General features: G+C 46.6%; 19 protein-coding genes and 1 riboswitch. Of the genes, 18 read left to right on the forward strand and 1 reads right to left on the reverse strand.

Features of this window, described 5'->3' with window-relative positions:
* Positions 1-159 precede the first annotated feature (159 nt).
* The 4 genes from CN378_RS08660 to CN378_RS08675 all read left to right on the forward strand — a co-directional run bounded on the left by CN378_RS08660 (position 160) and on the right by CN378_RS08675 (position 5770).
* Positions 160-1764: a CTP synthase gene (locus CN378_RS08660; protein ID WP_098351482.1), complete on the forward strand. Its 1605-nt coding sequence runs from the start codon at positions 160-162 to the stop codon at positions 1762-1764.
* A 209-nt stretch (positions 1765-1973) separates the two neighbouring features.
* A riboswitch (SAM riboswitch) is annotated at positions 1974-2080 on the forward strand.
* Positions 2081-2174: 94 nt separating this feature from the next.
* Positions 2175-3260 (forward strand): sugar ABC transporter substrate-binding protein, encoded by a 1086-nt coding sequence (locus CN378_RS08665; RefSeq protein WP_098351483.1) that lies wholly within the window; start codon positions 2175-2177, stop codon positions 3258-3260.
* 16 nt (positions 3261-3276) lie between these two features.
* Positions 3277-4812 (forward strand): sugar ABC transporter ATP-binding protein, encoded by a 1536-nt coding sequence (locus tag CN378_RS08670; protein ID WP_098351484.1) that lies wholly within the window; start codon positions 3277-3279, stop codon positions 4810-4812.
* Positions 4781-5770 (forward strand): ABC transporter permease, encoded by a 990-nt coding sequence (locus tag CN378_RS08675; RefSeq protein WP_098351485.1) that lies wholly within the window; start codon positions 4781-4783, stop codon positions 5768-5770. The genes CN378_RS08670 and CN378_RS08675 overlap by 32 nt, the downstream gene beginning before the upstream one ends.
* Before the next feature lie 525 nt (positions 5771-6295).
* Here CN378_RS08675 and CN378_RS08680 read toward each other — a convergent pair.
* Positions 6296-6820: a DUF2529 domain-containing protein gene (locus CN378_RS08680; protein WP_098351486.1), complete on the reverse strand. Its 525-nt coding sequence runs from the start codon at positions 6818-6820 to the stop codon at positions 6296-6298.
* A gap of 192 nt (positions 6821-7012) precedes the next feature.
* Between CN378_RS08680 and CN378_RS08685 the strand changes: the two genes are divergently transcribed.
* From CN378_RS08685 to CN378_RS08750, 14 genes are all read left to right on the forward strand, one after another.
* Positions 7013-7375, forward strand: a complete 363-nt coding sequence (locus CN378_RS08685) for a response regulator (protein ID WP_044340566.1) — start codon at positions 7013-7015, stop codon at positions 7373-7375.
* Between the two features lie 180 nt (positions 7376-7555).
* Positions 7556-8413 carry a class IIb fructose-bisphosphate aldolase FdaB gene (fdaB, locus tag CN378_RS08690; RefSeq protein WP_098351487.1) on the forward strand — a complete coding sequence of 286 codons (858 nt, stop codon included), beginning with the start codon at positions 7556-7558 and terminating at the stop codon, positions 8411-8413.
* 178 nt (positions 8414-8591) lie between these two features.
* Positions 8592-9233, forward strand: a complete 642-nt coding sequence (fsa, locus tag CN378_RS08695; protein ID WP_098351488.1) for a fructose-6-phosphate aldolase — start codon at positions 8592-8594, stop codon at positions 9231-9233.
* Between the two features lie 161 nt (positions 9234-9394).
* Positions 9395-10678, forward strand: coding sequence for a UDP-N-acetylglucosamine 1-carboxyvinyltransferase (locus CN378_RS08700; protein ID WP_098351489.1), 1284 nt, complete (start codon positions 9395-9397; stop codon positions 10676-10678).
* A 145-nt stretch (positions 10679-10823) separates the two neighbouring features.
* Positions 10824-11786 (forward strand): class II fructose-bisphosphatase, encoded by a 963-nt coding sequence (glpX, locus tag CN378_RS08705; protein ID WP_098351490.1) that lies wholly within the window; start codon positions 10824-10826, stop codon positions 11784-11786.
* A gap of 320 nt (positions 11787-12106) precedes the next feature.
* The gene (gene rho, locus CN378_RS08710) at positions 12107-13369 is read left to right on the forward strand and encodes a transcription termination factor Rho (protein WP_034765121.1); all 1263 of its coding nucleotides are present in this window, start codon (positions 12107-12109) and stop codon (positions 13367-13369) included.
* 222 nt (positions 13370-13591) lie between these two features.
* On the forward strand, positions 13592-13804 hold the full coding sequence (gene rpmE / locus CN378_RS08715) for a 50S ribosomal protein L31 (RefSeq protein WP_034765123.1): 213 nt from the start codon (positions 13592-13594) through the stop codon (positions 13802-13804).
* Positions 13805-14102: 298 nt separating this feature from the next.
* Positions 14103-14714, forward strand: coding sequence for a thymidine kinase (locus CN378_RS08720; protein WP_060674359.1), 612 nt, complete (start codon positions 14103-14105; stop codon positions 14712-14714).
* Between the two features lie 330 nt (positions 14715-15044).
* The gene (locus tag CN378_RS08725; protein WP_098351491.1) at positions 15045-15497 is read left to right on the forward strand and encodes a hypothetical protein; all 453 of its coding nucleotides are present in this window, start codon (positions 15045-15047) and stop codon (positions 15495-15497) included.
* Between the two features lie 134 nt (positions 15498-15631).
* A complete protein-coding gene (gene prfA, locus CN378_RS08730) occupies positions 15632-16702 on the forward strand; it encodes a peptide chain release factor 1 (protein WP_098351492.1) in 1071 nt (356 codons plus the stop codon).
* A gap of 2 nt (positions 16703-16704) precedes the next feature.
* Positions 16705-17568 (forward strand): peptide chain release factor N(5)-glutamine methyltransferase, encoded by an 864-nt coding sequence (gene prmC / locus CN378_RS08735; protein ID WP_306471853.1) that lies wholly within the window; start codon positions 16705-16707, stop codon positions 17566-17568.
* A 454-nt stretch (positions 17569-18022) separates the two neighbouring features.
* Positions 18023-18844: a stage II sporulation protein R gene (spoIIR, locus tag CN378_RS08740; protein WP_098351493.1), complete on the forward strand. Its 822-nt coding sequence runs from the start codon at positions 18023-18025 to the stop codon at positions 18842-18844.
* Between the two features lie 138 nt (positions 18845-18982).
* Complete coding sequence (locus CN378_RS08745) at positions 18983-19423, forward strand: GNAT family N-acetyltransferase (protein WP_098351494.1); 441 nt, start codon at positions 18983-18985, stop codon at positions 19421-19423.
* A 318-nt stretch (positions 19424-19741) separates the two neighbouring features.
* Positions 19742-20782, forward strand: coding sequence for an L-threonylcarbamoyladenylate synthase (locus tag CN378_RS08750; RefSeq protein WP_483295068.1), 1041 nt, complete (start codon positions 19742-19744; stop codon positions 20780-20782).
* Positions 20783-20813 lie beyond the last annotated feature (31 nt).

Raw genomic sequence — 20813 nt, forward strand, 5'->3', positions numbered from 1 at the left:
GATAATAAGAGGCTGTCTTTTAGCTGGTTTATGCAGATGGATTTATTTTAGGAGAATGGACTTGTCCTTCTTTGAACAAGATAAATTCATGACATGACTACATAAGAGACACCCTCTACTTTTTTTGAACCAAACTTACTTTAAAAGGGGGACATATACATGACTAAGTATATTTTCGTAACAGGCGGCGTAGTGTCGTCACTAGGGAAAGGGATCACAGCAGCGTCCCTTGGCAGACTATTAAAAAACCGTGGAGTGAGTGTCACGATCCAGAAGTTCGATCCATACATCAACGTGGATCCGGGAACGATGAGTCCTTATCAGCACGGTGAAGTATTCGTAACCGATGATGGTGCGGAAACGGATCTTGACTTAGGCCACTATGAGCGTTTCGTTGACATCAACCTGACGAAATACAGCTCTGTCACAACGGGTAAAATCTATTCAACTGTACTGAAGAAAGAGCGCCGCGGTGATTACCTTGGTGGAACGGTGCAGGTCATCCCGCACATCACGAACGAAATCAAAGAACGCGTATACCGTGCCGGCCGCGAAACCAATTCAGATGTCGTGATCACGGAAATCGGCGGAACAGTGGGGGATATCGAATCACTTCCATTCCTTGAAGCGATCCGTCAGATCAAGAGCGATGTCGGCCGTGACAACGTCATGTACATCCACTGTACACTGGTACCTTACATCAAAGCAGCGGGTGAAATGAAAACAAAGCCGACACAGCATAGCGTTAAAGAGCTTCGCAGTCTTGGTATCCAGCCAAATGTCATCGTCGTCCGTACAGAAATGCCAATGACGCAGGACATGAAGGACAAAATCGCGTTATTCTGTGATATTGACAAAAATGCGGTCATCGAAGCAATGGATGCAGACACATTATACTCTGTACCACTTGCCCTGCAGGATCAAAAGCTGGATGAAATCACGTGCCAGCACTTGAAGCTGAACTGCCACGAAGCGGATATGACCGAGTGGAACGAACTCGTCGACCGCGTGAAAAACCTGTCCCGTAAAACAACCATCGCCCTTGTAGGGAAGTATGTTGAATTGCAGGATGCGTATATTTCAGTAGTCGAAGCCCTTCGTCACGCAGGGTATCATTTCGACAGTGATATCGAAGTGAGATGGTTGAACTCTGAGCTGATCGACAACGAAAATGTTGCGGAAAAACTGGCAGGAGTAGACGGGATCCTTGTGCCTGGAGGCTTCGGTGATCGCGGGGTCGAAGGGAAGATCGCTGCCACTCAATATGCCCGTGAAAACAAGATTCCTTTCCTTGGAATCTGCCTTGGAATGCAGCTTGCATCCGTAGAATATGCACGTAACGTCCTTGGCCTTGAAGGAGCTCACTCAGCTGAGTTGAATCCCGAAACTCCATTCCCGGTCATCGACCTATTACCGGAACAAAAGGACATCGAAGACCTTGGCGGAACCCTTCGTCTCGGACTATACCCTTGTAAGCTGACAAAAGGCTCAAAAGCCTACACAGCCTACGATGGGGAAGTCGTGTACGAGCGTCACCGTCACCGCTTCGAATTCAACAATCACTACCGTGAACAAATGGAAAAAGCCGGCTTCATCTTCTCAGGCACGAGCCCTGATGGCCGCCTTGTGGAAATCATCGAGCTAAGCGACCACCCATGGTTCGTCGCATCTCAATTCCACCCTGAATTCACATCACGCCCGACACGTCCGCAGCCTCTATTCAGAGACTTCGTGGAAGCGTCACTGGCGTATGGTGAAAAATAAGAGTTGACTGGAAGAGCTCTCCCTTTTTTGGGAGGGCTTTTTGTGTTTTAGGGATTTATCAACCATCATTTCATGATATCGACCGTTCTGCAAAAAACGACAATTTTCGCAGAGTCTTCACAAGAAATTTCCTAAAAAGAATATTGACAATATTCCCACATATCGTTAATATATCGATATAGCAAAGCGAACACAACCAATTTCATAATCTCTTATAAAGAGTTGGCAGAGGGACTGGCCCGATGACGCCCGGCAACCTACCGTTCACACGGAAAGGTGCTAAGACCTGCAGGAAGAATTTCCTGAGTGATAAGAGCACGTTTATTTATACATAAACCTCTTTTCTCTTGGGAAAAGGGGTTTTTTTATTTGAAAAAAAGAGGCAAAACACCTCGGGAGGAGAAAAAAAGATGAAAAAAACGGCATCATTACTCGTATTACTTGTACTTATTTTCAGTTTGGCGGCTTGTCAGCCGAAGGTATCACAGGAGGCGGATGCTGACGGCGGTGATAAAAAGGAAGTCACTTCAGATCATCCGTTAGCCAATAAAAAGATCGCCCTTATTATGCAGATTAACCTCGGGACGTTCTCTGCTCAATACATAGAAGGGGTCAAAGAGCAGGTGGAGAAGTTTGGCGGAAAGGTGCAGGTGTTCACGTCTGAAGGGGATTTGGCCAAGATGTCTTCCAATCTGGACGCGGCCATTAATCAAAAGTTTGACGGTATCCTGATCGATCACGGAACAAAAGAAGCCCTGCAATCAGGAGTAGAGAAAGCGAAGGAACAAAACATCCCTGTCGTGGTGTTCGATGCAGATGTGGCTTCAGAGGGAGTGACGGTCCTGGAGCAGGGTGATCAGCAAATGGCTGAACAGACGCTCGCGAAGCTTTCAAACGAGCTTGGCGGAAAAGGTGAGATCGTGAAGATATGGGTGGCAGGCTTTGCACCGATGGAAAGACGCCAGGTGGCATACGAGCAATTTTTAGAAAAAAATCCTGATATTAAAGAAGTCGCTGCGTTTGGGGCGGCGAGTCAGAATACAGCATTGGATACACAGGCACAAATGGAAGCGATCCTGAAGCAGTACCCGAACAAAGGGGACATCGATGCTGTCTGGGCTGCCTGGGATGAATTTGCAAAAGGCGCAGTACGGGCAATCGAAGCGGCAGGAAGAGATGAAATCAAGGTATACGGGATCGACATGAGTGATGAGGATCTTCAGATCATTCAAAAAGACGGCAGCCCATGGGTGGCATCGGCAGCTGTAGATCCGAAAGATATCGGCCGCGTTCAGGTCCGCTTCCTTTATCAAAAGCTTGATGGAGGAGAAACACCAGAGAAAGTAAAGCTTGAGCCTGTATTCATTGAAAAAGAGGCACTGCCTGAAGAAACGATCACCACCGATCAACTTCACGAGCATGTAGACGGCTGGGGAGCAAGTGAACAAGGCTATACCGATGAGCTGAAAAAGCTGGAAGAATCGTTCAAAGAATAGAAAGGAGTGGGAAGGGATGACGTCTCCACTGTTAGAAATGACTAAGATCAATAAGACCTTCTCAGGAGTGAAAGCCCTGAAGACGGCAAGCTTCGAGGTAATGGAGGGGGAGGTTCACGCCCTTCTGGGAGCGAATGGCGCAGGGAAAAGCACCTTGATGAAGATTTTATCGGGAGCATATGTACAGGACAGCGGCGACATCATCCTTCACTCAGAAAAGAAAGTCTATCAAACTCCGAAAGAAGCCAAGGAGCATGGCATTCATTGTGTGTACCAGGAAGTGGACACGGCCATTGTCCCTGAACTTTCGGTGGCTGAAAATATCGTATTGGATCAGTTCTCGCAAAAAGGATCCTTCTTTGTGACCAAAAAAAGGTTGGAAAGAAAGGCTGCAGGGGCACTCAAGCGGATCGGGGCAGAATCGATTCCCCTCGGGCAGCCTGCCTCATCATTAAGTCTAGCCGAGAAACAATTGGTGCTCATTGCCCGGAGTCTCCTTCAAAAAGCAAAGGTGTTGATTCTGGATGAACCGACGGCACCGTTGAGTTCTTCTGAAACGGAAACATTATTTGAGGTCATTGAAGATTTGAAGAAAGAGAGAGTGGGGATCATCTTCATCTCTCACCGGCTCCCCGAGGTATTCCGGATCTCCAGTCGCATCACGGTGATGAGGGACGGAGAGACGGTGGGGACGTATGAAACCCAGCAAACGGACTCACACCAAATCATCGAAGCCATGCTCGGGGCAACCTATCGAAAAGAGTTTCAGAAAAGATCCCTGCCGATTGGCGACACGCTTCTTGAAGTGAGGGGATTTGGGGACGGACAAAAGGTAAAGGATATCCATTTATCCGTGAAGGAAGGCGAAGTAGTCGGAGTGGCCGGGCTTGTCGGGGCGGGAAAAACAGAGCTTGCCAAAGCCTTATTTGGAGCATCTAAGGTCGAATCGGGTGACCATCTTCTGAAAGGAAAGAAGCGCAGGATTCAGTCTCCACGGGACGCGGTGCAAAATGGACTGGCGCTTGTACCCGAGGAAAGACGCAAAGAAGGATTGTTCATTCATGAATCCGTCCAGCACAACCTCAGCTTCCCTTCTTTGAAGAAAGTCTCCAACTGGCTGTGGATCAATCAGAAGAAGGAACATCAGCTTGCCCGTGAAACGATCGGTTCCCTTGGAATCAAGACCGCTCATGAAGGGGTCTCCGCCAATTTTTTAAGTGGGGGGAATCAACAGAAGGTGTCCATCGGAAAGTGGCTGACGGATGAGGCATCCGTGTTTTTATTCGATGAACCGACAAAGGGTGTGGACGTGGGGGCAAAGAAGGAGATCTTCTCCCTGATTCAGTCCCTTGCAGAAAAAAGGAAGGGTATACTCTACTTTTCCTGCGAGCTGCAAGAAATCCTGGCCATCTCGGACAGGATCCTTGTCATGTACGATGGGCGGATCGTCAAAGAACTAACAAAAGAAGAAGCGACTCAGGAAACGATATTGTTTTATGCTTCGGGAGGGACGGACCTGCATGAAAGGCAAGATACTCGACTTACTATTTAAATATGGCGCCATCGTGTTGATGGCTGTTATCCTCATCTTTTTCAGCTTATACAATCCCTTTTTCTTTACATATGGGAATCTATCCGACATTCTGAGGTCGATTTCCATCGTCACCTTGGTGGCGATCGGGGTGACCTTTACCCTTGTGGTCGACGGCTTCGATTTGTCGGTTGGATCCACCGTTTCCCTTTCCACCGTGGTGACGGCTTCCCTGATGGTCTGGTATGAAGCCCCGTTATGGGTCGTGCTGCTTGTTCCATTGCTGGTGGGGGCGGGGGTTGGGTTATTCAACTCGCTCCTGATCGTCAAGTTCGGCATCCCGGATCTGCTGGCTACCCTGGGCGCCATGTACATCATTTCAGGTGTCCACCGGACCTATACAGAAGGGTATTCGATCTACAATCACATGCCGATGACAACCGGAGGCACGGCGCCAGGGACGTTTTCCGAAGCGTTCTTATGGATCGGACAGGGGAAGTGGCTCGGATTGCCGGTCCCGGTATGGATCATGCTCGTACTGGTCGCCATTGTCTATGTGATCATGCATTTCACCACATGGGGTCGCATCCTGTACATGACGGGAGGAAATGAGGAAGCCGCACGCCTGTCCGGTGTCCGGGTGAAACGGGTGAAGCTGGTTGCCTACGTTCTCTCAGGCGTATTCGCATCGATCGGCGGTATCCTGTTCACGGCCCGGGTCGGATCGGGACAGATGGATGCCGGTGCCCCTCTCCTGATGGAAGCGGTCGCCGCCGTATTCGTAGGCTTCTCCGTCTTGGGTGCGGGCAAACCGAATATCCTCGGGACCTTCTTTGGAGCGGCATTGATCGGGGTCCTGCTGAATGGACTGACGATGATGAACCTTCCATACTATGCATTTGAAATCATTAAAGGGAGTGTATTGGTATTAGCGTTGGCCGTGACCTATATTCATGCGAAAAAGGTTAGGGGGGCTTGATGGGGAGTAGTGCTTTTATAAAAAATATGTGCTGAAATGATAGTTGTAGAAGCATCTCATATATAAAAAAGTAGAACTCGCCGTTGTGCATGCATTATGTATGCATTTGGCGAGTTTCTTTAATGGGTATGCAGAATGGGGTACGATTGGCCCTTTAATAGAAGAACCAGGAAAAACAAAATAAGCGGAATTTTTCCTGTTATATCTAAAATAGAAGATATTTTCAGGAAAATAAGGGTAGTTTTTCCGCTTATGCATAGAAAAATTGCTCCTAGTTGTATTTTTTAAGTCAATAGGCGGAATCTTTCCGTCTATTTCAGCCTTTTTTCACAGTAATGCCTGATTAAGCGGAATTTTTACGTCTATATTAGATCAGCACTATAGCTTAACCTGTTTTTCCAAACTGATACGTGCGGCCACTCTTGATTCTAGATGATTAGGAATTCGTACATAAAGAAAAAGACGTATGCCCATTCATACGTCTCTTTTAATAAAAATGATCCACCCAGAAAGGGTTCAACCTATCTACTCCTCATACTCCTCCAACATCTCACGGATCACAAATCCGAGAGCGAAATAAAGATAGAGGGCGGCCATGCTTGAAGGGAAGCTGACGCGCTCACCGATTTCATCACCTGGCAGCATCCCCTTGATGAGTTTCGTATCGAGGTGGATATCGGCCAAGTCCGCGAGATGACCTTCCCCCTCCACCAATCCGGAGACAGCAACAAAAGGAACACCTTCCGCCTTCAGTTTCTTTCCTAATGCCACCGCATCCTCATCCGTTGAAAAGCGGCTGACGACTAACACACGATCAGCTTCTGTCAGCTGGATGGAGTCATCATATCCCTTAGCAGAAGGAAGGGGTTCGGCACCAGAGAGCGCCTCGGCAGTGACAGCTTCCATTTCCCCATAGCCTTTTATATAGATGTTTCCCTGTCCGATGGCGGCCTGTGCTAGCAGGCGGGCACCGTCTTCGATCTCGAATTCCTGCTTATCATATATCCGTTTGAACAGTCCGGTTAACTGTGTAGTGAACATTTTGATCATAGTGTCAATCTCCTTCTACATTTATCTTCGACTTTTTTCTTCATAACGCTTATTATAAAGGGGAAAAAGGTCTCAAGTAAAATCTTGAGAAGAAGCAGGATTTTTTTACAGAAAAAGAGAATAAGTAATAAATATACAATTATTTACCGTCGGAATACATAATTCACTCTATTATGAAGGGGACTGGTATGGATGAACGAGAAAATTTTGATCGTGGACGATCAATTTGGTATTAGAATACTATTAAATGAAGTATTGCAAAAGGAAGGGTACCAGACGTTTCAAGCTGCGAACGGGATTCAGGCCCTTGAAATCGTAGATAAGCATTCCCCTGACCTGGTTTTACTGGATATGAAAATTCCGGGAATGGATGGAATCGAAATCTTAAAAAGGATGAAGCAGAAGGATGCGGATATCCGCGTCATCATCATGACGGCATACGGGGAGCTCGACATGATCCAGGAAGCAAAGGATTTGGGAGCGCTTACCCATTTTGCAAAACCATTTGATATCGACGACATCCGGCAAGCGGTGAAACAATATATTCCAGCTTGATCCCATTATTTGAATAGTGAAAATAGTAGTATTTTTATCAATTCGCCTCTTCAGTTGGTAAAATCAATTCTGTTTTGGTATGATACAAGTGAAATTGTAAACAATGTCACAAGGTGCTATAAATAACACCGCCATTTCTACCAGAATGGTTCACTGACTGAATAAAAGGAGGAAACTACTATGCCTTTAGTTTCAATGAAAGACATGCTTATTCAAGCAAAAGAAAAAAGCTATGCGGTAGGTCAATTCAACCTGAATAACCTTGAGTTCACTCAAGCGATCCTGCAAGCGGCAGAAGAAGAAAAATCACCTGTCATCCTTGGTGTTTCTGAAGGTGCGGCCCGTTACATGAGCGGTTTCAAAACAGTTGTGAAAATGGTGGAAGGTCTTATGGAAGACCTGAACATCACAGTTCCTGTTGCGATCCACTTAGATCACGGTTCAAGCTATGACAAATGTAAAGAAGCCATCGATGCAGGATTCACTTCTGTCATGATCGACGCTTCTCACGGTCCTTTCGAAGAGAACATTGAAATCACTTCTAAAGTGGTTGAATATGCTCACTCTAAAGGTGTTTCTGTTGAAGCCGAGCTTGGAACTGTCGGCGGACAAGAGGATGACGTAGTGGCAGACGGCGTTATCTATGCAGATCCTAAAGAGTGTCAAGAACTAGTGGAACGCACTGGTATCGATACACTTGCACCTGCTCTAGGTTCTGTTCACGGTCCTTACAAAGGTGAACCAAACCTTGGATTCAAAGAAATGGAAGAAATCGGAGCGGCGACTGGAGTACCTCTAGTACTTCACGGCGGTACAGGAATCCCTACTAAGGATATCCAAAAAGCGATTTCTTACGGAACGGCTAAAATCAACGTAAACACAGAAAACCAAATCGCTTCTGCTAAAGCAGTACGTGAAGTACTTGCAGCTGACACAGAAGTATATGATCCACGTAAATACATGGGGCCGGCTCGTGAAGCAATCAAAGCGACAGTTGCTGGTAAAATGCGCGAATTCGGTTCTTCTAACCAGGCGTAAGCATGAGGTAATGTTTGGAAAAGGCATCTGATCTGGATTAGATGCCATCCAATCGTGGTAGAAATAGAATGATGTTGCAGGATGGGACTGGCACCAGGAGAGGGTTGATACCTTTTGGGTCAGTCCCTTCCGTTCATTAAAATAGATTGAAAATTTTGTCGAAAATGGGGTAGAGGACATGAAATTTTTCATAGACACAGCAAACATGAGTGAAATCAAAGAAGCATTTGAATGGGGTATACTTTCAGGAGTGACAACCAATCCGTCCCTCGTGGCGAAAGAAAAAAACGTAACATTTGAAGATCGGTTAAAAGAAATCACGGATCTGGTCCCTGGTTCAGTAAGTGCTGAAGTCATTGCGACAGACGCTGAAGGAATGATCAAAGAAGGCAGGGAGCTTGCGAAGATCGCTCCTAACATCACTGTGAAGCTTCCGATGACGCCGGACGGATTGAAAGCGACATCCACTTTTGCTAAAGAAGGGATAAAGACAAATGTCACGCTGATCTTTAGTGCGAATCAGGCGCTTTTAGCGGCTCGTGCTGGAGCGACGTATGTTTCGCCTTTTTTAGGAAGATTGGATGATATCGGTCATGACGGCCTTGAGCTTGTATCCAAGATCGCTGAAATCTTTGCGATCCACGGACTGGAAACAGAAATCATCGCGGCTTCGACACGTCACCCGCAGCATATTACAGAAGCGGCATTAAGAGGGGCTCACATTGCAACCGTTCCCCTTAAAGTACTGAAGCAATTATTCCAGCATCCACTGACGGATAAAGGAATCGACGCGTTCCTGAATGATTGGAACAACCGCTGAAGTTAGGTCAAACGGTCTAAAAGAAAAAAATTCGAATATCCTATACATGTTTTGACGAATTATGTATACACTAGTAGACAATACTTCTTAGAACGTCTTCAATTGGAAAAATAATCCTTTTTGTTCTTGACGTTGTCACGAACAGTGGAAGGGAGTTTAATATGGAAAAGCTAAAAATTGCAGGAGGTTATCCCCTTGAAGGAACCATTAAAGTCAGTGGGGCCAAAAATAGTGCGGTAGCCTTGATCCCGGCAACCATTCTTGCTGATTCTCCAGTCACAATCGAAGGGTTACCAGACATCTCAGATGTAAGAACGCTGAAAGATCTCTTAGAAGAGATCGGTGGTTCAGTCACATTGGAAGATGGGGATATGAGTGTAGATCCAAGTCAAATGGTGTCCATGCCTTTACCGAGCGGGAAGGTGAAAAAGCTTCGTGCTTCCTATTATTTAATGGGTGCGATGCTCGGACGTTTCAAAAAAGCGGTCATCGGTCTGCCGGGTGGGTGTCACCTCGGGCCACGTCCGATCGATCAACATATTAAAGGCTTCGAAGCCCTTGGAGCGGAAGTCACCAACGAACAGGGTGCGATCTATCTTCGTGCCGATGAATTAAAGGGTGCCCGCATCTATCTTGATGTCGTGAGTGTCGGCGCAACGATCAACATCATGCTTGCAGCGGTCCGCGCCAAAGGCAGAACGATCATTGAAAATGCGGCGAAGGAACCTGAAATCATCGATGTCGCTACATTATTAAGCAATATGGGTGCGAAGATCAAGGGCGCCGGTACCGATGTCATCCGCATCGATGGAGTGGACGAGCTTCACGGCTGCCGCCATACCATCATTCCTGACCGTATCGAAGCAGGGACCTTCATGATCCTTGCCGCCGCAGTCGGAAAAGGTGTACTCGTCGACAATGTCATCCCATTACATATGGAATCGGTCATTGCCAAACTCCGTGAAATGGGAGTGCCAGTCGAAACGAACGACGATCAGATCTACATCGGCCGGGCGGACAAGCTCAAATCCGTCGACGTGAAAACACTGGTGTATCCAGGTTTCCCAACCGATCTGCAGCAGCCGTTCACCACGTTATTGAACCGGGCTGAAGGCTCTGCCGTCGTAACGGACACCATCTACTCAGCCCGCTTCAAGCATATCGACGAGCTGAGAAGAATGAACGCCACGATCAAAGTCGAAGGACGCTCCGCCATCGTTAACGGCCCCGTCCAATTACAGGGTGCCAAAGTGAAGGCAAGCGACCTCCGCGCAGGAGCCGCCCTTGTCATCGCCGGCTTAATGGCAGAAGGCATCACCGAAGTCACCGGACTCGAACACATCGACCGCGGCTACAGTGACCTCGTCGCCAAACTCGAAGGTCTGGGAGCCACCATCTGGCGTGAAAAAATGTCTGCCGAAGAATTGGAACAGATGAAATCGTAGTTTCTTGAATCAAACAAACCATTGTGTCCTACTTTTTTCGAAAAAAAGTCTCTCTGTTCGCCTTAATGTGTTACAATAAATCTGTCAATATGTTATACAATTTGAGGTTATTGTAAAACAAAAGGGAACACGGGAGGCTATATACATGGAAAGAAGTTTATCAATGGAGCTTGTTCGAGTAACAGAGGGGGCTGCCCTTGCATCGGCCCGCTGGATGGGTCGCGGGAAGAAGGATGAAGCGGATGATGCCGCTACTTCTGCCATGCGCGATGTATTCGATACAGTACCGATGAAAGGGACAGTTGTCATCGGTGAAGGGGAAATGGACGAAGCTCCGATGCTTTATATAGGTGAAAAACTGGGGACAGGCTATGGTCCGCGTGTAGATGTAGCCGTCGATCCTTTGGAAGGAACGAACATCGTCGCTTCAGGAGGCTGGAATGCACTGGCGGTACTCGCGGTGGCGGACCACGGAAACCTGTTGAATGCACCGGATATGTATATGGACAAAATCGCGGTCGGACCGGAAGCGGTCGGGGAAATCGACATCAACGCGTCTGTCATCGATAACCTGAAAGCTGTTGCCAAAGCGAAGAACAAGGATATCGAAGACGTTGTCGCAACGGTCTTGAATCGTCCTCGTCATGAGCATATCATCCAACAGCTGAGAGAAGCCGGAGCACGCATTAAGCTGATCAATGATGGTGACGTGGCAGGAGCCATGAACACAGCATTCGATCACACGGGTGTCGACATCCTATTCGGATCCGGCGGGGCTCCTGAGGGAGTACTTGCTGCCGTTGCTTTGAAGTGTCTTGGTGGTGAAATCCAAGGAAAGCTTCTGCCACAGAACGATGCGGAGCTTCATCGCTGCATCAGCATGGGGCTGGATGTGGACAAGATCCTTCGAATGGAAGACCTCGTATGCGGTGACGATGCCATTTTTGCCGCAACAGGTGTGACAGATGGTGAACTCTTAAGAGGTGTCCAGCTTAAAGGAGCATACGGCCTGACTCATTCCGTCGTCATGCGCGCGAAGTCTGGGACCGTCCGATTCATCGACGGACGCCACAGTCTTCAGAAAAAGCCGAACCTGGTCATGAAATAATAGACAAAGCAATCCAGAGAGAGAAACCAACTCTTCTTATATAAGAGAAAGGGATGGGCGGAACATCCGCCCGTCCCCGCTCTTATCACTCACTTTTTTTTCTTCATAGGTGAAAAAATGCTGCCTATCTACCAAACTTACCTTCCTTTTTATACCCAGTTATTGATTCTTGATGAAAAGTATGGTTACAATAGATAAGGTTTTTATTCTTCAGTATTTTTTCTTTTATATATGCTTCAACTCATTTCTTCATTTTTAAAAAAATCTACCCTTCTTTTTTTATTTTTAGGTAGGACAAATTAATAAAGCGTGGTGTCATAATGGAAGAATTAACAATCTCCAGCTTAGAAAATATGAAGCTGAAAGAGCTTTATGAGCTGGCCAAACAATACAAAGTTTCTTATTATAGTAAATTAACAAAAAAAGAATTGATTTTCGCTATCCTTAAAGTCCGTGCTGAACAGGAAGGCTTCTTCTTCATGGAAGGTGTCCTTGAAATCATCCAATCAGAGGGCTTTGGTTTCTTACGACCGATCAACTATTCTCCAAGTTCTGAGGATATTTATATCTCTGCATCGCAAATCCGTCGTTTTGATCTCCGTAACGGGGATAAAGTATCGGGGAAAGTACGTCCTCCGAAAGAAAACGAGCGTTATTTCGGATTGCTCCATGTGGAAATGGTGAACGGGGAAGAGCCGGATTCTGCGAAAGAGCGCGTGCATTTTCCAGGATTGACGCCTTTATATCCTGACCGTCAAATGAAGCTTGAAACGACACCGAATAAAATATCCACCCGTATCATGGATCTGATCGCGCCGGTCGGCTTTGGACAACGTGGATTAGTCGTGGCGCCTCCTAAAGCCGGTAAGACGATGCTGATCAAAGAAATTGCGAATTCCATCACAACGAACCATCCTGAAGCGGAATTGATCATTCTTCTGATCGATGAGCGTCCGGAAGAAGTAACGGACATCGAACGTTCAGTTGAAGCAGAAGTGGTCAGCTCAACATTTGATGAAGTGCCGGAAAACCATATCAAGGTTGCGGAACTCGTTCTTGAACGCGCTATGCGTTTAGTGGAACACAAGCGTGACGTCATCATCCTTATGGATAGTATCACGCGTTTGGCCCGTGCGTATAACCTGGTCATCCCTCCAAGTGGACGGACCCTTTCCGGTGGTATCGACCCTGCGGCGTTCCACCGTCCTAAACGATTCTTCGGGGCTGCCCGTAACATTGAAGAGGGCGGAAGCTTGACGGTTCTTGCGACAGCACTCGTTGACACTGGCTCCCGTATGGATGATGTCATTTATGAAGAATTCAAAGGTACAGGTAACCTTGAGCTTCATCTTGACCGTTCCCTTGCAGAACGACGCATCTTCCCAGCCATCGATATCCGTCGTTCCGGAACGCGTCGTGAAGAGCTTCTCATCAAACCGGATCACCTTGAAAAACTGTGGGCGATCAGAAAAGCGATGTCCGATCAGCCTGATTTCGCCGAGAAGCTTATGCGTAAGCTGAAGCAATCGAAAACGAATGAAGAATTTTTCAATGTGTTGACAGAAGAGTCCAAGAAGCGTTAATCTAATAACCGAACGATTTTTTCACAGCAATGGATGACGATAATTTCCAATCTTACTGGTTGCAAATATTCCTTGTCCTTGTTATAATAGTGTCAATGTGTTCTTAAAAACTGGATGTGGTAAGGGGCTGGCTATTACTCTCATGCTTATGCTCATATCACATATATCTTCGTAATAAATTACTCTGTTTCAGATGATTCAGGGCGGAAGGAGATGAAAGTAATGAAATCAGGAATTCATCCTAAGTACAACACGATCAAAGTTAGCTGTGCTTGCGGTAACGAATTTGAAACTGGTTCTGTAGCGGAAGAAATGCGCGTTGAGGTATGTTCTGAATGCCATCCATTCTACACAGGCCGTCAGAAATTCGCTGATGCAGGTGGACGTGTTGACCGTTTCAACAAAAAATACGGTCTTAAAAACCAACAACAATAATGAAGAGCCAGAAGGACGCATCGTACGCCTTTGTGCATAGGTGCGTATCCTTCTCTTCTATTAGAAAAACAGGCAAGGATCTTCATGCTTGCCTGTTTTTTATTACGTTTAAAGCAAAATGGTGAGGGAAATAGAGGCAGTTCCAATTGAGCTGTGCCTCTTTTTTTCTGCCAAATTACTGAATTTCGAGCATTTTTCCCGTACATAAAGGAATGCTTTAACTATAAGAGTAGTTCGTTTTTACTAACAGTCAGGCTGTTTATTATAGATCAATGTGTAAGGAAGGAGAGGCGCTTTCGTGTATGTCATGAAACAAACGGGTTGGGTAGAAGTCATTTGCGGCAGTATGTTCTCAGGAAAATCCGAGGAACTGATCCGCAGGGTCCGACGCACTCAATTTGCCAAACAAGAAATTGCTGTGTATAAGCCAAAACTAGATAATCGCTATAGCGATGAGTCGGTTGTATCTCATAATGGTACCTCTGTCATCGCCAAAGCAGTCGAGGAATCCAGTGTGATCCTCGATGACCTGAATCCAGAGGTGGATGTCGTTGCCATCGATGAGGTTCAATTTTTTGACGAAGGCATCGTGGATGTCGTTCAGAAATTAGCCAACAGCGGATACCGTGTCATCCTCGCAGGTCTTGACCAGGATTTCCGCGGAGAACCATTCGGACCGATGCCGGACTTGATGTCCATTGCTGAACAAGTGACGAAGCTTCAAGCCGTTTGTGCCGTCTGCGGCTCTCCGGCAAGCCGGACTCAGCGCCTCATCAACGGGGAACCGGCTTGTTACGACGATCCCGTCATCCTCGTAGGGGCATCCGAAGCGTACGAGCCAAGATGCCGTCATCACCATGAAGTGCCGACGGGAATGAGTGTGACACCGGATATGGTGAAGGAAGTATAAGTTTGTCTAAACAAAGTCTCGAGTTTGGGGCTTTGTTTTTTTATTTTTAAAAGGAAAAAGCATTCAAGATACGATGTTTCTGCTCACATGCAGTGGTTAAAAGTATGATTTGGCTTCGTTGAGATCGAAAGCTTAATCTAAAAAAAGCGTCTGAGGACCGGGATTGCGTCATTTTCGACGTCGATTGCGTCATTTTACGATTTATTGCGTCATTTTTTCATTTATTGCGTTTTTTAACATTTATTCCCTATGATCTCATTGACTTCCGAAATCAGACCTGTGCATAACCGCCATCCTGCAGGAAAACCTAACAGCAGGAGGTGTGAAAGTATGAAAAAATTAGTGCTAACTTTATCTTTTACCGTTTTCTTTCTTTTGATTACAGCATGCGGCGTGAATCAGGAGTCGGAATACGGCGTGCATAATGACAGCGGCGGTACGCGTTTTATTGATAACCGCAAAGCGGAGATGGATAAGCGCCAGGATGAAAGCGTACGGGATGTCACGGATCAAAATCCCAATTTCCCCAATCTGACGAATTCACAGGGTACGACTTCTACCACGATGGGTGTATATGAAGACAAAGCCCGTGAAGTCGTAAAGGAAAATACGAAATTCCAACCGGATGAGGTCTGGATCAACGGGAATCAAATGTGGGTAACGGCTCATACGAAGGAAGAGATGAATATGGCCGAGACCGATAAACAAGAAGCCATGCTCAAAGACAAATTACAAAGAGCGATTCCCCGATATGATATCAATGTGAAAATCACCGAGAGATAATGAAGAGGGGGAGCTTACAGCTGCCCCTTTTTCAAACAGAAATTCCCCTTGTCCCCATTCAGGGTCCTCCTTGTGTTTACATACACCATATAATATAATTAGACTGTTATGGATTAAAATTGAGGTGAATAGCTGTGTTCGATCGTTTACAAGCAGTGGAAGATCGCTATGATAAGTTAAATGAACTATTGAGTGATCCAGAAATTGTGAATGACCCTAAGAAGCTAAGAGATTATTCAAAAGAACAATCAGACATCCAAGCAACGGTAGAAGCATATCGAGAATATAAAGAATTGACCGGGCAGTATAAAGACGCGAAGGCAATGCTGGATGATAAGCTTGATGCGGATATGCGTGAAATGGTGAAAGAAGAAGTTTCCGAGCTTGAAGAGCAAATCGAAGCGTTGGAAGGCCGTCTGAAAATATTATTGATCCCGAAAGACCCGAACGATGATAAGAACGTCATCATGGAGGTTCGTGGTGCTGCGGGTGGAGATGAAGCAGCCCTGTTTGCCGGTGACTTATACCGCATGTACAGCCGATTCGCTGAATCACAAGGCTGGAAGATCGAAGTCATGGAAGCGAACTCCACCGGTGTCGGCGGATACAAAGAGATCATTTTCATGATCAACGGAAACGGCGCATTCTCCAAAATGAAATATGAAAACGGGGCACACCGCGTGCAACGTGTACCTGAAACAGAATCCGGCGGACGTATCCATACGTCTACGGCCACGGTTGCCTGCCTGCCGGAAGCGGAAGAAGTCGAAGTGGATATCCATGATAAGGACATCCGTGTCGATACCTTTGCATCCAGTGGCCCGGGAGGACAAAGTGTTAATACGACCATGTCTGCCGTGCGTCTGACGCACATCCCGACAGGTGTCGTGGTTTCATGTCAGGATGAAAAATCACAGATCAAGAACAAAGAAAAAGCAATGAAAGTATTGCGCGCCCGCGTGTACGATAAATTCCAGCGTGAAGTACAAGCGGAGTACGATGCCAACCGTAAGTCTGCTGTTGGAACAGGTGACCGTTCGGAGCGTATCCGTACGTATAATTTCCCACAAAACCGCGTCACGGATCACCGCATCGGATTGACAATCCAAAAGCTTGACCAAATCCTTGAAGGAAAGATGGATGAAGTCATCGATGCACTGATCATCGAAGATCAATCCAAACTTCTCGAAAGACTGGAAGAATAGTCATGGTGACGGTATTTGAAGCCCTGAAATGGGCTTCTTCTTTTTTAGTCGAAAATGGCCGCGATGAAAATGTGGGAGAAATCTACTTGCGGCATTTGCTGGGGATGTCACGATCACAGCTGCTGGCCGAACAGCGGAGGTCCGTCCCTCAGGAAAAATGGAAGAAGTTTCAGCATGGGATCCGTGAGCATGTCGGCGGGGTGCCGATTCAGCATATCATCGGGACTGAGGAGTTTTATGGCCGGGAGTTTGTAGTGAATGAGCATGTTTTGATTCCGAGGCCGGAGACGGAAGAGCTGATTTATTATGGTCTCGAGAAGATGAAGAGATTATTTGAGCCCGGTGTCCTGTTGCAGGCGGCCGATGTCGGAACGGGTAGCGGTGCGATTGCGGTTACGTTGAAACTGGAATCGAAAAGGGTTCCTCTTGAAATGATGGCCGTCGATATTTCGAATGAAGCACTTGCGGTTGCGGCGGAGAATAGCTCGAAACTCGGCGCAGATGTCCGCTTTTTCGAAGGAGATTTGTTGCAGCCGTTGATTGAAGAGGGTGTGAATCTGGATATTCTCTTATCCAACCCTCCGTATATTCCCTTGACCGATCGCGAAACTCTATCGGATATCGTCATCGAACACGAGCCTGAACTCGCATTGTTCGGCGGGGAAGATGGATATGGTCTATATAAACGCTTTATGGAAGAACTGCCTCTCGTCATGAAGGAAACATGCCTGATCGGTTTCGAAGTCGGTGTCGGTCAGGGAGAAACCGTAGCCGACATGCTGCAAGCGACCTTCCCGGATGCGGAAACAGAAGTCGTACATGACATCAATGGGAAAGATCGTATGGTGTTTTGTGTAAGAAAATAAGGATGTATACCCCCGATTTTCGGGTTTTTTTGGGGGACTGTTGGATACTACTCAAAGGGGTAATCTCATAAGTTGATTGGAGCGGAAGGTGCTCGACTCCTGCGGGAAAAGCGGGGAAGCACGAAAAGCGCAGGAGGCTTGACCAGCCCCGACAAGCATAAGATGAATGGGTCGGGAAGGCGTTTTTTGCCTTCTTGGACCATTTAGCTTATGACCTCGAGGGGCTAGCCGCCGGAGCTGGACAGTTGAGACCCCACAGGGCAAAGCCCGAGGAGGCTCAACTCACGCCCCGCGGAAAGCGAGCACCTGCAGCGGAAATCAACCACCACTCGCTACTGATCTAATCATTTTATTTTCGAAAAAGCCCACAACCAATTTTCCCAACAAAAATGTTATTTTACTAGTTTAAGATTTCCTCCTTTTGTCCAAACTGTTTTACTGAGGGGGAGATCAAATGAAAACAAAACATACGGTCTTATTGTATATCTTGATTCTATCATTAGGAACGATTCTAAGTTTATATATACCAAAGCAGGAAATGGTGGCCCAGGAGACGATGGTGATCCCGGATGAAGCGATTCGCCTTCGGATCCTCGCCAATAGTGATCTGGATGAGGACCAGAACGTCAAGAGACTCGTCCGGGATGAAGTCAACAAAGAGATCACGAATTGGGTATCGACACTAACGTCCCAGGATGAAGCGAAACAGGTGATTCAGGAAGGATTGCCTGAGCTTCAGAAGGTTGCAGAAGAGGTCGTCGCATCTGAAGGCATGGACCAGTCGGTAAAAGTGGAATTTGGAAAAGTGGAATTCCCTACAAAGCTCTATGGTCAGTATCTTTACCCGGCAGGTGAATACGAAGCGGTACTGATCACACTTGGCAAAGGAGAAGGGGCAAACTGGTGGTGCGTATTATATCCGCCTCTATGCTTCCTGGATTTCTCTACCGGAAATGCTGTCAGAAGCACAGGGTTTGAAACGAAAGCGGAAGCAAGCGGCAATGAGGTGACGACAGTGGACCCTGAAGATGGGCCTGAAGCTGATCAACCTGAAGAAGAAGTCATTGCCTATAAGCAAGTCGAAGTAGAGACGGTTCAAGCCGGTGAGGAAGAAAAGGTAGAAGTACCGGTTGAAGAAGAGGTAAAAAAGCAGGAAGAACAAGTTGAAGAGAATGTGAAAGAACAGGAAGAACCGGTCTTCGTGGAAGACAAGGAAGAAGAAGTAGAGGTTCGATTCTTCGTAGTCGATCTATTCAAAGGGTTATTCAGTAAGTAAGAAGTAAAGCTTCATCCAACTCGGGATGAAGCTTTTTCTTGTTCGAAGAAAATCTATCTTTCTATCATTTTTTGTTCTATTCTCCTTCTCTCCTCATACATTGATACTAGAGGAAGATAGAAAAGGGAGGATGAAAGGATGTTAAAAGTGATCCGCCAGGCAACGAAAGAGGATATTCATGAAGTCGTGGCCTTCTTGATGAAAGCAGGATTAAGCACAGAAGGCATTAAAGATAGCATTGACTGTTTTTTAGTAGTAGAAGATTCGGAAAACCGGTTGATCGGGACGCTTGGAATCGAAGTGAAGGAAAAGATCGGCCTGCTTCGGTCACTTGTTGTCACTTCCTCATTTGAAAGTGAAGAATTGTTTGCCCTCTTTCAGGAAATTTTAAAGCTCGCAAAAGAAAAAGACCTGACCCGTCTTTATTTGATCTCTAATCGAAAAGCGTCCCTGGCGTTCTTTGACCTGTTAGGTTTTCAACAGGAAACAGACCCGTATGTGGATGAGTTGGAGAGTTTTGTTCACGCGAAAAAGTTATCCACTGTGGATAATTGCATCACCATGAAACTGGATTTATAGAATTTTCGACAAAAAGTGTGATCATGAAAATAGCGACGATACTAGACTGGATCATTTTTCAATAAAAATGGTTCAGTTTTTTATGTGTGGAATTCGACAAAATACGAGAGAACCGCAACTATCTCTTTTTTCAGAATTATTCACATCATCCACAGGTTTATCCACAATCCTCGACGATTTATTCGCAGTTTGTGGATAATACTTGAGAATTCAAAGGGTTTCTTTTATACTTTCAAAAGAAAAGAGTTGTACAATACCAGTAATTGTACACAAAAAGGAACAGATTTAGTTTAGGTATATTAAAGGTGGATGACATAGATGATGAAACATTGGATTGTGGAAAGTGATGTGGATAAAAACAAAAGTTATCCACAAATTGTGGATGCAGCGAAGTTCCTTCAACAGAATGAGGTGGTGGCCTTCCCGACAGAGACGGTGTACGGACTGGGTGCGAATGCGACTTCGGATGATGCTGTGGAGAAGATCTTCAAAGCGAAGGGCAGGCCGTCTGATAATCCACTGATTGTTCATATAGCAAATAAAGATCAGTTGGCAGACCTTGTGGAAGAGGTCCCGTCGAACGCGGCGAAGCTCATCGATGCCTATTGGCCGGGGCCGTTGACGATCATTTTTAAAAATAAGCAAGGCGTTTTTTCCGGGCAGGTAACAGCTGGACTGGATTCCGTGGGCATCCGTATGCCGGACCATCCTGTAGCGCTGTCGATTATTGAGGCAGCGGGACTTCCGATTGCTGCCCCGAGTGCCAATCGTTCGGGAAAACCGAGTCCGACAACGGCTCAGCATGTCATCGATGACCTCGACGGACGGATTGCCGGAGTGGTCGATGGCGGTGAGACAGGCGTCGGAGTGGAGTCGACGGTCGTGGATTGCACAGGATCCGTCCCTGTCGTCCTTCGCCCAGGTGGTGTGACGAAAGAACAGCTGGAAGAAGTGGTGGGGAAGGTGGAGGTGGATCCTTCCTTAAAAGAAGGGAAGGGTGCCCCGAAATCACCGGGAATGAAATACACCCATTACGCTCCGGATGCCCCGGTCTATTTAGTTGATGGGACGAAGGAAGATCTTCAGAGATGTGTCGATGAAAAACGAAGAGAAGGTAAGAAAGTCGGTGTGCTGACGACAGAAGAGAGGATGGATTGGTATCAAGCGGATATCATTTTTTCCGTCGGGCGCCGTGATAATTTGAACACTGTCGCACAGCATCTCTACGACACGCTCCGTGCTTTTAATAGAAGTGATGTGGATATTATTTTTGCCGAAATGTTTCCGGAAGAAGGAGTCGGCCTCGCGATCATGAACCGCCTTCAGAAAGCGGCCGGTTATCGTGTCATAAAAGGTTGAACCTTTCCCCCCTATGGTCTCTCATAGGGGG

It is taken from the genome of Bacillus sp. AFS015802 (genome assembly GCF_002561455.1).
In the GTDB taxonomy this organism is placed as follows: domain Bacteria; phylum Bacillota; class Bacilli; order Bacillales; family Bacillaceae_B; genus Rossellomorea.